Below are 12,796 nucleotides of genomic sequence, written 5' to 3'. Positions count from 1 at the left end.
ATCAGCCCACCGCGGTTCAGAAAAACGGAGCAAGAAGAAACGCGAGCGGAGACCTGAACTTTGACCATCAAGGGCAAGGCCTACATTGCCGGGATCTACGAACACCCGACCCGGCATGCGCCGGACAAATCCACCGCCCAGCTCCACGCCGAGGTCGCCAAGGGTGCGATCGAGGATGCCGGGCTCAGCAAGGACGATATCGACGGCTATTTCTGCGCGGGTGACGCGCCCGGCGGCGCCTGGCCGATGGTCGACTACCTCGGCCTGAACACCAAGAAGCTCCGCCACGTCGATTCCACCGAAACCGGTGGCTGTTCCTACATCATCCATCTCGGCCATGCGGCTGAAGCGATCGCGGCGGGCAAGTGTTCGGTTGCGCTGATCACGCTCGCCGGCAAGCCGCGGACGGGGGGTGATGCCGCCGCGCGCGGCGGGCGCCGAGGTCGATTTCGAGTCCGCTTACGGCGCGACCACGCACAATGCCTATGGCATGTGTGCCATGCGCCACATGCACGACTATGGCACCACGAGCGAGCAGCTCGCTTGGATCAAGGTCGCGGCCTCGCATCACGCGCAATACAATCCGCATGCGATGCTCAAGGACGTCGTCACCGTTGAGGACGTGCTGAACTCGCCGATGATTTCCGATCCGCTGCATCGCATGGATTGCTGCGTCGTCTCCGACGGCGGCGGCGCGCTGATCGTGACGACGCCCGAGATCGCCAGGAGCCTGAAGAAGCCGCTGGTCAAGCTGATCGGCCATGGCGAGGCGATGAAGGGCCCGCGCGGCGGCAAGGATCTCGATCTCACTTACTCCGCGGGTGTCTGGTCCGGTCCGCGCGCGTTCGAGGAAGCCGGCATTACGCCGAAGGACATCAAATACGCATCGATCTACGACAGCTTCACCATCACGGTGCTGATGCAGCTCGAAGACCTCGGTTTCTGCAAGAAAGGCGAGGGCGGCAAGTTCGTCGCCGACGGCAACCTGATCTCGGGCGTCGGCAAGCTGCCGTTCAATACCGACGGCGGCGGCCTCTGCAGCAACCATCCCGTCAATCGCGGCGGCATGACCAAGATCATCGAGGCCGTCAGGCAGCTGCGCGGCGAGGCGCATCCGAAGGTGCAGGTCAAGAACTGCGATCTCGCCATCGCCCACGGCACCGGCGGCCTCCTCGGCGTCCGCCACGCCGCCTCGACTGCCATTCTGGAGCGCGTGTGATGAGCGAAGCAAAGAAATATCCGGCCCCGGTGACCAATCCGGAGACCGCAGCGTTCTGGGACGCGGCCAAGCAGGGCAAGTTCATAATCAAGCGCTGCACGGCGTGCGGCGAAGCACATTACTTCCCGCGTTCGATCTGCCCGTTCTGCTATTCGGACAAGACGGTGTGGGAGGAGTCTTCGGGCGAGGGCACGATCTACACCTACAGCCTAATGCGGAAGTCACCGAACGGTCCCTATGCGATTGGCTACGTCACGCTGAAGGAAGGCCCGTCGGTGCAGACCAATTTCGTCGACTGCGATCTTGAGAAGCTGAAGATCGGCCAGAGGGTGAAGGTGGTGTTCAAGCCGACAGACGGCGCACCGCTGCCGTTCTTCACGCCGGTTTAATTGGCGTGCCGCGTAGGGTGGGTAGAGCGAAGCGAAACCCACCGACGCTAGCGATGATGGGTTTCGCTGCGCTCTACCCATCCTACGACGAGTTTGCCGCACGGCTCTCGCAGCCCTCTCCCACAGGGGGAGAGGGCACTTCGACTGGCAGCGGCGCATAAGAATTCGGAGAGGAAACCAGAAAATGTCCGCCAGATACGAAGAACTCAAGGGCCTGAAAAACATCGGCCAGAAATACAGCTTCACCGATCGTGATGTGATGCTCTACGCCTATGGCATCGGCCTCGGCGCCGATCCGATGGATGAGAAGGAGCTCGCCTTCGTCAACGAAGGCACGCTGACGCCGCGGGCGCTGAAGGTGGTGCCGACATTTGCGTCCGTCGCCGCCTGGGGCGCGGGCCCCGGCGAGATGAACCTCAACCGCGTGATGGTGGTCGATGGCGAGCGCGACATCACCTTCCACCAGCCGCTGCCGGTCGCCGCGCACATCACCGCCGACTCCTCCGTTGTCGAGGTCTACGACAAGGGCAAGGACAAGGGTGTGGTGATCAGCCATCAGACCGTGCTGAAGAACGAGAAGGGCGAGAAGCTCGCTACTCTTGTTGCCTCGCGCTTTGCGCGCGGCGATGGCGGCTTCGGCGGCCCGAACCTGACCCAGCCCGATCCGCACAAGATTCCCTCGCGGAGCCCCGACAAGACCATCGACATCACCACGCGTCCCGACCAGGCGCTGGTCTATCGCCTCTGCGGCGATCGCAACCCGCTGCACTCCGATCCCGAATTCGCCAAGAAGGCCGGCTTCCCGCGCCCGATCCTGCACGGCATGTGCACCTACGGCATCACCTGCCGCGGCGTGCTCCAGACCTACGCCGACTACGATGCAAGCGCGTTCCGCCAGCACGTCGCGCGGTTCTCGTCGCCGGTCTTTCCCGGCGAGACCGTGACCATGGACCTCTGGAAGGACGGCAACGTGATCTCGTTCGAAGCCAAGGTGAAGTCGCGCGGCGTCACCGTGATCAAGAACGGCAAGACGGTGCTGGGTTAGGAGGGCACCGGCGGCTCGCTCCCTCGTCCCGCTTGCGGGGAGAGGGGGGGAGGGGGAGTCTCCACGAGGACAGTGACAGTCGAGTTCGCGGAGGCTCCCCCTCACCCTGAAATCAAGCTGCGCTTGATTTCAGGCCTCTCCCCGCACGCGGGGAGAGGCGAAGCAAGAAACAAAAACAGGGAGAAGCCACCATGGGACTACTCGACGGCAAGGTTGCGCTGATCACCGGCGCGGGCGGGGGGCTCGGTGAGGCCTATGCGAAGCTGTTCGCACGGGAAGGGGCCTCGGTCGTCGTCAACGATCTCGGCGGCCCCCGTGACGGCTCCGGCGCCGACAAGTCGATGGCGCAACAGGTGGTGGATGCGATCAAGGCGGAGGGCGGCATGGCGGTTGCCAACGGCGCCGACATCTCCACCATGGAGGGCGGCCAGTCGGTATTCGACGACGCCATCAAGCATTTCGGCCGCGCCGACATCCTCGTCAACAACGCCGGCATTCTACGCGACCAGACCTTCGCCAAGGCCTCCGAGGCCGACTGGGACAAGGTCATCAAGGTGCATCTGAAGGGTACCTTCTGTTGCACCATGCCGGTGTTTCGCTGGATGCGGGAAAATGGCGGAGGTGTCATCGTCAACACCTCGTCGACCTCCGGCCTGATCGGCAATTTCGGCCAGACCAATTACGGCGCAGCCAAGGGCGGCATCTGGGGCCTGTCCAACGTGCTGGCGATCGAGGGCCGCAAATACAACATCCGGATCTGGACCCTGGCCCCGGGCGCTCTGACCCGCATGACCGCAGACCTGCCCCGCTATAAGGAGAACCCGGGTGCGGCGCTGGGGCCGGACGGCATCGCGCCGGCCGTGCTATACATGGTCAGCGATTTGTCGGGCGACCAGACCGGCAAGGTGCTGGGCGTGTCCGGGTCCCGCGGCGTGCGCGAAATGCGGATGATGGAGATGGAAGGCTGGAAACCGCCGCACACGGGCTGGAAGGCCCAGGACATCGTTGATCATGCCAAGGAGATCTTCTTCTCCGAAGAGCAGATCAAGATGGGCGCGCGGCGGTTTTAGAAGGCCGTCATCCCGGGGCACGCGAAGCGTGAGCCCGGGATGCATACTCCGGATCGTGGTTATGGATTCCGGGCTCGCGACTGCGTCGCGCCCCGGAATGACGAATGAGAGGACAGACGAACGATGAAACTCACCGCCGACGCCAAGGGCACCTTCGCAATCGCGCCGACGCCGTTCCACGACGACGGCCGGATCGACGAGCGCTCGATCGACCGCCTGACCGATTTCTACGAGGAGGTCGGCTGCGACGGCGTCACGGTGCTCGGCATCCTCGGTGAGGCGCCGAAGCTCGATGCGGCCGAGGCCCAGCAGGTGGCGGTGCGCTTCGTCAAGCGCGCCAAGAAGATGCAGGTGATCGTCGGCGTCTCCGCGCCGGGCTTTGCGACCATGCGCTCGCTGGCAAAGGCGTCGATGGATGCAGGCGCGGCCGGCGTCATGATCGCGCCGCCGCCGTCGCTCCGCACCGACGACCAGATCATCGGCTATTTCAAGCAGGCGGCGGAGGCGATCGGTCCGGACGTGCCATGGGTGCTCCAAGACTATCCGTTGACGCTGTCGGTAGTATTCACGCCCGCGGTGATCCGCAAGATCGTCACGGACAATGCGAACTGCGTCATGCTCAAGCACGAGGACTGGCCGGGGCTGGAGAAGATCTCGACGCTGCGCAACTTCCAGAAGGACGGCTCGCTCCGCCCGCTCTCGATCCTCTGCGGCAATGGCGGCCTGTTCCTCGACTTCGAGATGGAACGCGGCGCCGACGGCGCCATGACCGGCTATGCCTTCCCCGAGTTGCTGATCGACGTCGTGCGGTTGTCGAAGGAGGGGAAGCGCGATGCCGCGCATGACCTGTTCGACGCCCATCTGCCGCTGATCCGCTACGAGCAGCAGCCGGGCGCCGGCCTTGCCGTGCGGAAATATGTGCTGCAGAAGCGCGGCATCATCTCCTCCAGCGTCCAACGCAAGCCGGGCGCAACCATCACGCCGGCGGCAAAGGCGGAGGTCGACTATCTCCTGTCGCGCGTCGCACGTGTCGACAAGCGCGCCAATCTTGGGCCGCAATCGAGCGCCGCAGGTTAGTCCCATGTCCGAGATATCAGCATCGCGTCCCGCCTCGACGATCCTCCTGCTGCGCGACGGCGCAAAGGAGATCGAAGTCTTCATGATGGTCCGCCACCACCAGATCGAGTTCAACTCGGGCGCGCTGGTGTTTCCGGGCGGCAGCGTCGACGCCGGCGACAAGGAGATTGTCGCCCGGTCTGATCTGTATTCGGGTGGCGAGGCCTTAAGCGAAGCGGACCGCGGCTTTCGTATCGCCGCGATCCGCGAGACTTTTGAGGAGAGCGGCATTTTGCTGGCGCGAGCGAAGGACTCGGGCGCGCCAATCGATGCCAGGCGCGCCGGGGAGATTGCGGATGCGCATCGCGTTGCGCTCAACGAGCACAAAATCAGCTTCCTGAGCATCCTGGCCGATAACGGCCTCCAGCTCGCGCTCGATACGCTGCTGCCTTACGCGCACTGGGTCACGCCTGAAGGCCTGCCGAAGCGCTTCGACACCTGGTTCTTCCTCGCCGCCGCGCCGCCCGATCAGCTCGGCGCCCATGACGGCCGGGAGTCGACGGACTCGATCTGGGTGTCGCCGCGCGAGGCGGTGGAGGGCGGCGAGAGCGGCCGCTTCAAGCTGCCGTTCCCGACCACGCGCAATCTGATCCGGCTCGCCAAGCAGGGCAGCGTGAGCGCGGCTCTGGACCATGCCCGCGGCATGTCGATCGTCACGGTGCTGCCTGTCATGACCAAGACCGATAGCGGCCGCCAGCTCCGCATCCCCCGCGAAGCCGGCTATGACGGCGAGGTGTTCGAGGTCGGGGCGGTCGGCTAGGACACTTCGACATCCAGCGAAGTATTGCTGACCGCGGACGCGCTAGGTTCCGCCCATCGCGAATGGACGGGACGGATCAGATGGACAACCGGCAGGACACCAACATCGCCGTCGAGCTGGCGCTGCTGGTCGCGCTCGCAACGCTCTGGGGTGGCTCCTACACCTTCATCAAGCTCGGCGTCGCCACCATCCCGCCGATCACGCTGATCGCCGCGCGCACCGCGATCGCGGGCCTGCTGTTGCTGCTCGTCATGTGGGCGCGCGGCGTCCGGATGCCGAGGGACGGCGCGACCTGGCAGCGCTTCGCGTTCCAGGCCGTGCTCAACAGCGTCATCCCCTGGACACTGATCGCCTGGGGCGAGCGCCATGTCGATGCCGCGCTCGCGACGATCCTCAACTCGGCCGCGCCGATCTTCACCTTCCTGCTCACCGCAATGGTCACCCGTCACGGGGCGACGACGCCGCGAAAGCTGTTCGGCGTGGTCGCCGGCATGGCCGGCATTTGCCTGATCGTCGGCGTCGATGCCTTCCGGGACATCGGCAGCGGCCTCGTTGCGGAGGCGGCGATCGTCGCCGCCACTGTCTGCTACGCCTGCGCCGCGATCTTCGGCCGCAGCTTCAAGGGTCTCGATCCGATGGCGCCCGCCGCCGGCTCGCTGCTGGCGGGTTCGGCGGTTCTGATCCCGGCCTCGCTGGTCGTCGAGCAGCCGTGGACGCTGTCGCCCTCGCTGAGCTCCGTGATGGCGCTGCTGGCGCTCGCCGTGCTCTCGACCGCGGCGGCCTTCGCGATCTACTTCCGCCTGATCCAGACCCTCGGCTCGGTCGGGACCACCGCGCAGGCCTATCTCCGCGTCCCGATCGGGGTGGCCATCAGCGTCGCCTTCCTCGGCGAGACCTTGAGCCGGACTGCCTGGATCGGCCTTGCCTGCGTGGTCCTCGGCGTCACCGCGATGACGATCCCGGCCTGGCGGCCGGTCAGCGTCAGACCGTCATAATCGGAGGAGAGAAGGGCGGCAGGCCCCCGATATTTAAGGATATTCGGGCTCCGAGGCATGTTCCCCCGGGGCCGCAATACGTCGTATATTGGACCGCCAGTAGCCGCCCGGTCCAAAACACCAATGTCCGCCGAATTGACGCCGACCCCTGAGAAGAAGCGAACATTTTCGCTCTCGATCGGCCAGCTCACGTTCGGCAGCTTCCTGTTGGTGCTGGCGGTGATCATCGTCACCTCGACCGCGAGCGTGATCGCGATCCGGCACATCGACACAACCTTCGCCGAGCTGCAGCGGCTCCAGAGCGTCGGCGACCTCGCCGAAGACATCGACCGCCGCATGAACGAGCTGCGCCTCGCGGCGCGCGACTTCGTCACCGATCCCGGCGCGGGCATCCAGTTCAAGCAGGTGGGGGAAGCGGCCTCGACGCTGAGCGACATCCTGAAGAAGACCCGCATCGAGCTCGCGCCCGAGCAGCAGGACATGATCGACGGGGTCACCGAGCGGCTTGCGACCTATCGCAGCGGCCTCGAGCGCATCTCGACCCTGATTGATCGCCGCGCCCTGCTGCTTGCCGGTCTGCCGCCGCTGCGCGACAAATTCGACGCGGCGGTCTCCAGCACTGCGGATCGCGAGCTGGCCGCGCGTCTGTCCGAGGCGCAGAGCCGCATCGCAATGGGGTTGTTCGCCCGCAATCCGTCTGCGGCCGAACAGGCTGCGCAGAGCATGCGGACGATGGACATTGCGGATGCCAAGTTGAAGGCGGCCGTGAGCGACTATGCCGAGGCGATCATCGCGGTGGCGGTCCGGGAGCGGCAGATCGCCGACATCGATCGCGACGTGCTGGGGACCGAGGGGCGGCTGATCGGGCGCGTCACCGAATTGCTGCGCGAGGTCAGCGCACGGCGCGGTCACGTGCTGTCGCGCGACTTCGCCCGCACGCTGACGGAAGCGCGGTGGCAGAGCATCGTGTTCGGCACCATCTGCGTACTGATCGGCATGCTCGCGGCGGGCTTCGTGGTGCGGCGGACCGTCCGGCCGCTTGCGAAGATCGCAAGGTCGATCCGCGCTCTGGCCGCCGGCGAGAAGCAGACCTCGATCCCGTCCGCCGACCTCGATAACGAGATTGGCGACATCGCGCGGGCGGCCGAAGTGTTCCGCCGCGCGCTGGAGGAGGCCGACACGGCGCGCGAGGCGGCGGTGCGCGCGCTCACCGAGCAGCGCCTCGCCGAAGAAAGCTACCGAAAGCTGTTCGAAGGCTCGGTCGACGGCATCTATGTCACGACGCCGGCCGGCGATCTCCTCAACGCCAATCCGGCGTTGGCGCGGATGATGGGCTATGACAGCCCGAAGCACCTTATCGGCAGCGTCAACGACATCGCCCACACAATCTATGTCCACCCCGAGGCGCGCGCCGAATATCAGCGGCTGATGGCACGCGACGGCATGGTGCGCGAGTTCGAGTACCAGGTGCGCCAGCGCAGCGGCGACATCCTGTGGCTCTCCGACAGTGCCACAGGCGTGCGGGACGAGGCGGGCAACATCGTCCGCTACGAGGGCACGCTGCGCGACATCACCGATCAGAAGCGGGCGGAAGACGCCATCGCCGAAGGCCGGCGCCTGCTCCAGCAGGTCATCGACACCGTGCCTGCGGTCATCAACGTCAAGAACCGCGACCTGCGCTATGTGCTGATGAATCGTTACATGGCCGGCATCTTCGGCATCGAGCCTAGCGATGCCATCGGCCGCACCACCGCCGACCTGATGTCGCGCTATGGCGCAGCCAAGACCGACGAGAACGACAAGAGTGTGCTCAGGCTCCGCAAGGGGCTGGGCTTCTACGAGGAGGAGTACCAGGACTCCTCCGGTAACATGCGGCAATGGCTTGTCAACAAGCAGCCGCTGCTCGATGCCGAGGGCGAGATCGAGCGGATCGTCACCGTGGCGCTCGACATCGGCGAGCGCAAGCGCGGCGAGCAGGAAATGCGCAAGGCCAAGGAATCCGCCGAGACCGCGCTGCGCAATCTGCGCGAGACGCAGGCCTCACTGATCGAGGCGGAGAAGCTTGCCGCGCTCGGGCGGCTCGTTGCCGGCGTCGCGCATGAGGTCAACAATCCCGTCGGCATCAGCCTCACGGTGGCCTCCGCGCTGGAGCGCAAGACCGCGACGTTCACGTCCCAGGTCGAGCGCGGCGAGCTCCGCCGCTCCACGCTCAACGATTTCCTCAAGACCAGCCGCGACGCGTCCTCGCAGCTCGTCTCCAATCTCAATCGTGCCGCCGAGCTGATCCAATCGTTCAAGCAGGTCGCGGCCGATCGCAACTATTCGGACCAGCGCATCTTCGATCTCGGCGACCTTACCGAGCAGGTGGTGATGAGTCTGCGGCCGGGCCTGCGCAAGCACAATCTGACGCTCAACGTCGACTGCCAGCCGAGCCTGACCATGAACAGCTATCCCGGCCCGTACGGACAGGTGCTGACCAATCTGTTTCTCAACTCGGTGGCACATGCCTTTCCGGACGGGCGTCCGGGGATCATCGACATCCAGGTGCGCGAGTCCGGCAAGGACAATGTCGAGATCATCTTCTCTGACAATGGCTGTGGCATGTCGCTCGACGTCCGCCGCCGCGCCTTCGATCCGTTCTTCACGACGCGGCGCGACCAGGGGGGCACTGGCCTCGGCCTGCACATCGTCTACAGCATCGTCACCAATCGCCTCGGCGGGCGGCTCGATCTCGATTCCGAACAGGGCGAGGGGACACGCATCCAGATTATCCTGCCGCGCGTCGCTCCGCTCGAACAGGCGGCGGAGTGACGTGGAGCCAATTCCGTTCCGATGGAATCGGAATGGGGCTCGAGATTCTTATTTTGACGCGTTTTCTTTACGCGAACCGGTATCCACTTCGCTCGAAAACGCTCTAGTCTGCCTCTGCGAGCTTGTGGAGGGTGGCGCCGAAAATCAGGCTGGCCTTGCCGACGAGCGCAGTCCCAGTCATCTCCGCGCTTGTATCGGTGAAGGTGCCGTTGACGCCGATGCCGACCGGCGCGGCACCGCCGAACAGCGGATTGTCATCGCCACGAGGCGAGGTGTGCCGCTGCACCAGGACCTCGCCCTTGAAGGTGTTGTTGTCCCTCACCGTGTAACTGCCGGTGTAATAGAGATAGGCATCGCCGCCAAGAATCTTGCCGTCGCGGAAAAGGATCACGCCGCTGCCCTTGCCGACTCGACCATCGAGCAGGGTTACGTGAATTGAATAGAGGCCGTTCTTCATAACGTCCCGTCAGCCAGCCGCCATTGCCCAAGGCGGACTGGTCCAGCTTTTATGCCAAAGCGCGTTCGCGCGCGCAACGCGGCAGTCGCCGATGGTCGTGACCGACCGCTGCGACGCGAGCCTTAGTTGTCCGGGCTTGTGTGTGATACTGTCATGACAGTCTCATCATGCAGCGAGGCCAGTCGACGCGAATCAAAGTTGGCCCGCGAAATGCATAACCGTTGTTGCACTGGCCGCGGGGTGCTGGAGCAAGACGAGCGTGATCAACTGGATTGATTCCGGCGGCGATGAGCCGCATCTGTGCAGTGTGCGTCCGACGAATTGCAAAAGCGAGCACTGGAGGACGCGTAGCAAGATACGCTGGCGAAGCGCGGCAAGCCTCACTTGCGTTTTAGCCTTGATAGCGTTCGCTGGGCCATTCGGCTACGCGCGCGATCGCGGCCAGTTCGTCAACACCAATGCCGAATTGAAGGCCTGGTTCGACGGTCTGCGCAGCGGCAAGGGGCCGTGCTGCTCCGATGCGGACGGTTCGGCGCTCTCGGACACCGATTGGGAGAGCAAGGACGGGCACTATCGTGTCCGCGTTCCGCGCCTCGGTTATGTTGTCGACGGCCAGCAGCAGGACTTCGTCTGGGTCGACGTGCCCGAAGAAGCCGTGATCTCGGAGCCTAACCGCGTGGGACGTACCATGGTGTGGCCGATCTACGGCTACACCGGCGTCACCATCCGTTGCTTTATGCCCGGTAGCATGACTTAGCCGGGCGACAGCACGCCCGGCTTCTCGTCGACGCCCTATGCGGGTGCGTCAGGTGTATTTCTTGTCGCGCTCGAGCAGCTCGATCGAGATGCCTTCGGGGCCGCGGATGAAGCAGACGCGGACGCCGGGCCGGATCGTTGTCGGCTCGCGCGTGAACGTAACCCCTTTAGCCTTGATCTCGGCGGCAACGGCGTCGATGTCCTTCACTGAGAGGCCGAAATGGTCGAGACCCTGATGGGGGTGCGATGGCGGCGGGTTGACGGCGCTGTCGCCTTCGAGCGGCGCAATGAAGATCCTGGCTCCGCCGAGATTGACGTCGATCCGTCCAGGCGCGCGCACGATCTCGCCACCGAGGGTGTCTTGCAGCCAGGCCGCGGTAGCCTCCGGATCGGGGCTGCGCAGATGGACGTGATCCCAAGTGACGACGACTGGCATTTCATTTCCTCCCGACGGGGTCTTCGACTTTGCGGCGGATGCTAGCGGCGCTAGCCGGTGATCGCCACCATCCTTGCCGATTCGCATGCGCGGGAACCTTAGTTGGCGTGCCGGATTAAGGTAAGCAGTGGTCGGGTCCGTCGTCGAACGGGCTTCGGCCGCTATCGGTGATTCAACCATGAACGCCAGGCTCGATCGGATCGGATTGGGACGCTTCGCCGGGATCGGCGAGAGAGTGGCGCGGGCCGTGACAATCGCGAGCGTCTCATTTGGCCGCAGCCTGTTGTGGCTGCTGGCGGTAATCATCGTCGGCTGCGGTGTCTGGATGCTGCTGCCCCTCTCCAAAGGCAACGGCGCCCAACCGGTGAAGTCGGAACTGGCGCCCGTCGAGACGGCTCCCTCGGGCGATGCGGCAGCCGCGGTCTCGCCGGCTTCCGAAGCTCAGACTCCGGCAATGGCTGAACTCAATCGCCTCAGGATTTCCTCGCAGACCTGGCGGCGCGGCGGCCTTGGCTCGAAGGCGCTGGTGACGTTCACGCTGCGAAATGACAATGACTATGCCGTAAAGGATGTCGAGATCGTCTGCGCGTTTGCGCGGCGCGACGGCAGTCATCTGACCGACCGCAGCCGCGTGCTGGCGGACCCGGTCAGCATGAAGAGCCGCAAGACCTTTGCGCACATCCCCGTTGGTTTCGTCAACGTGAATGCCGATCAGGCGAAGTGTTCGCTGGTCGCAGCACGGCGTGCGTAGAGGTAGAGGGCGCCACCTTCTGATAGCGGAAAAGTGACCCTCCCTGGCGCTTGGCCAAAAAACTTGGCGTCACCATTTGAACCGAGGAGCTGGGCCAGGAACCAATTAGAGGATCGCCGGTTAAGGCGAGGAACCCACGCGGGGATGCGGGGGGGCGGAGCGCGGTTGATGCCCATCTTTCGGTATTTCATGTTCGTCGGTGGAGCCTTGCTCGCACTGTTGTTTGTGGTGGATTACGTTCTGCCCTCAGAGCCGGCTACACAGGCCATCGCCACATCAAGCAACGACCAGCCGCCGATCCGCATCCGGTCTGATCGCCACTTGCCCGACCGCGTCGTGCTCGACACCAGTCAGCCGACGATTGCCGCGCCGGTGGTAACCGCCGCGGTCGTTGCGCCGCAGCCGCCGGTGCAGGAGAGCACGGCCTTGGCTGACATGTCCGCCAAGGCGCGAGTGCGCGAGACGTTCGCCCAGTTCACGCCGAAGCCCGAGGCGGCCGCAGCGAAGAAGACCCCGGTCCAGCACAAGCGCAGGGTCGCCAGGGCGCATCCGGCGCCGCAGTTCGGGCAGCAATTCGGCCGGCCCATGATGGTGGCACAGCAGCCGCATTTCGGGCTCTTCAATATGACCTGGTGACAGCGCCTTCGACCCGCCTCGAAACGAGGCGGGGAGGGCTTTTTATTGGCCAGCCTCTCTGCTAATTCGAACATATCCGAACGACGCGCCCCGGCGATGGCTTGTCCAGCACCGTCAGGTGGCGTTCGCGGAGGGCCCGTCATCGGGTCAGGGCGCTCGTAGCTCAGCTGGATAGAGCATCGGATTTCGATTCCGAGGGTCGGAGGTTCGAATCCTTCCGAGCGCGCCAGCAATATCAAAGTGTCCAGACCGAAGACATCGGTAACAGATCGTACCTAAGACATAGGTGACAACCTCGTGCCGAGCGGGTTGCCGATTGGTTGCAAGGTCATTTACTCCAGGGTCGATCCAGCCA

12 protein-coding genes, 1 tRNA gene and 1 pseudogene are annotated in these 12,796 nt (G+C 64.6%); 12 read left to right on the top strand and 2 right to left on the bottom strand.

Annotated features, from left to right (window positions below; genetic code table 11):
- The first annotated feature begins 60 nt into the window (after positions 1 to 60).
- The 8 genes and pseudogenes from AC629_RS05310 to AC629_RS05275 all read left to right on the top strand — a co-directional run bounded on the left by AC629_RS05310 (position 61) and on the right by AC629_RS05275 (position 9,405).
- Positions 61 to 1,219, top strand: a pseudogene (locus tag AC629_RS05310) (thiolase family protein).
- Positions 1,219 to 1,608, top strand: coding sequence for a Zn-ribbon domain-containing OB-fold protein (locus AC629_RS05305; protein ID WP_084803726.1), 390 nt, complete (start codon positions 1,219 to 1,221; stop codon positions 1,606 to 1,608). The pseudogene AC629_RS05310 and the gene AC629_RS05305 overlap by 1 nt, the downstream one beginning before the upstream one ends.
- A 184-nt stretch (positions 1,609 to 1,792) precedes the next feature.
- Complete coding sequence (locus AC629_RS05300) at positions 1,793 to 2,653, top strand: MaoC family dehydratase (RefSeq protein ID WP_084803725.1); 861 nt, start codon at positions 1,793 to 1,795, stop codon at positions 2,651 to 2,653.
- 191 nt (positions 2,654 to 2,844) lie between these two features.
- The gene (locus tag AC629_RS05295; RefSeq protein WP_084803724.1) at positions 2,845 to 3,723 is read left to right on the top strand and encodes an SDR family oxidoreductase; all 879 of its coding nucleotides are present in this window, start codon (positions 2,845 to 2,847) and stop codon (positions 3,721 to 3,723) included.
- Between the two features lie 123 nt (positions 3,724 to 3,846).
- On the top strand, positions 3,847 to 4,800 hold the full coding sequence (locus tag AC629_RS05290) for a dihydrodipicolinate synthase family protein (protein ID WP_084803723.1): 954 nt from the start codon (positions 3,847 to 3,849) through the stop codon (positions 4,798 to 4,800).
- Between the two features lie 4 nt (positions 4,801 to 4,804).
- On the top strand, positions 4,805 to 5,599 hold the full coding sequence (locus AC629_RS05285) for an NUDIX hydrolase (protein ID WP_084803722.1): 795 nt from the start codon (positions 4,805 to 4,807) through the stop codon (positions 5,597 to 5,599).
- Between the two features lie 80 nt (positions 5,600 to 5,679).
- On the top strand, positions 5,680 to 6,594 hold the full coding sequence (locus AC629_RS05280) for a DMT family transporter (RefSeq protein WP_084803779.1): 915 nt from the start codon (positions 5,680 to 5,682) through the stop codon (positions 6,592 to 6,594).
- 123 nt (positions 6,595 to 6,717) lie between these two features.
- Positions 6,718 to 9,405 (top strand): PAS domain S-box protein, encoded by a 2,688-nt coding sequence (locus AC629_RS05275; RefSeq protein WP_084803721.1) that lies wholly within the window; start codon positions 6,718 to 6,720, stop codon positions 9,403 to 9,405.
- 103 nt (positions 9,406 to 9,508) lie between these two features.
- On the opposite strand, the gene AC629_RS05270 is transcribed toward AC629_RS05275, so the two are convergent.
- On the bottom strand, positions 9,509 to 9,862 hold the full coding sequence (locus AC629_RS05270) for a GrlR family regulatory protein (protein WP_084803720.1): 354 nt from the start codon (positions 9,860 to 9,862) through the stop codon (positions 9,509 to 9,511).
- A gap of 259 nt (positions 9,863 to 10,121) precedes the next feature.
- Here AC629_RS05270 and AC629_RS05265 point away from each other — a divergent pair, with 259 nt between their 5' ends.
- Positions 10,122 to 10,619, top strand: a complete 498-nt coding sequence (locus AC629_RS05265) for a hypothetical protein (protein WP_084803719.1) — start codon at positions 10,122 to 10,124, stop codon at positions 10,617 to 10,619.
- Between the two features lie 48 nt (positions 10,620 to 10,667).
- On the opposite strand, the gene AC629_RS05260 is transcribed toward AC629_RS05265, so the two are convergent.
- The gene (locus AC629_RS05260) at positions 10,668 to 11,054 is read right to left on the bottom strand and encodes a VOC family protein (protein ID WP_084803718.1); all 387 of its coding nucleotides are present in this window, start codon (positions 11,052 to 11,054) and stop codon (positions 10,668 to 10,670) included.
- 178 nt (positions 11,055 to 11,232) lie between these two features.
- Here AC629_RS05260 and AC629_RS05255 point away from each other — a divergent pair, with 178 nt between their 5' ends.
- The 3 genes from AC629_RS05255 to AC629_RS05245 all read left to right on the top strand — a co-directional run bounded on the left by AC629_RS05255 (position 11,233) and on the right by AC629_RS05245 (position 12,670).
- Positions 11,233 to 11,805: a hypothetical protein gene (locus AC629_RS05255; RefSeq protein WP_084803717.1), complete on the top strand. Its 573-nt coding sequence runs from the start codon at positions 11,233 to 11,235 to the stop codon at positions 11,803 to 11,805.
- 168 nt (positions 11,806 to 11,973) lie between these two features.
- Positions 11,974 to 12,441, top strand: a complete 468-nt coding sequence (locus AC629_RS05250) for a hypothetical protein (RefSeq protein WP_084803716.1) — start codon at positions 11,974 to 11,976, stop codon at positions 12,439 to 12,441.
- A gap of 152 nt (positions 12,442 to 12,593) precedes the next feature.
- Positions 12,594 to 12,670, top strand: a tRNA-Arg gene (locus tag AC629_RS05245).
- The last annotated feature ends 126 nt before the right edge of the window (positions 12,671 to 12,796 follow it).

The sequence above is a fragment of the Bradyrhizobium sp. NAS80.1 genome (genome assembly GCF_001908205.1).
Classification (GTDB): Bacteria; Pseudomonadota; Alphaproteobacteria; order Rhizobiales; family Xanthobacteraceae; genus Bradyrhizobium.
This window is presented reverse-complemented; position numbering and strand designations above follow the sequence as displayed.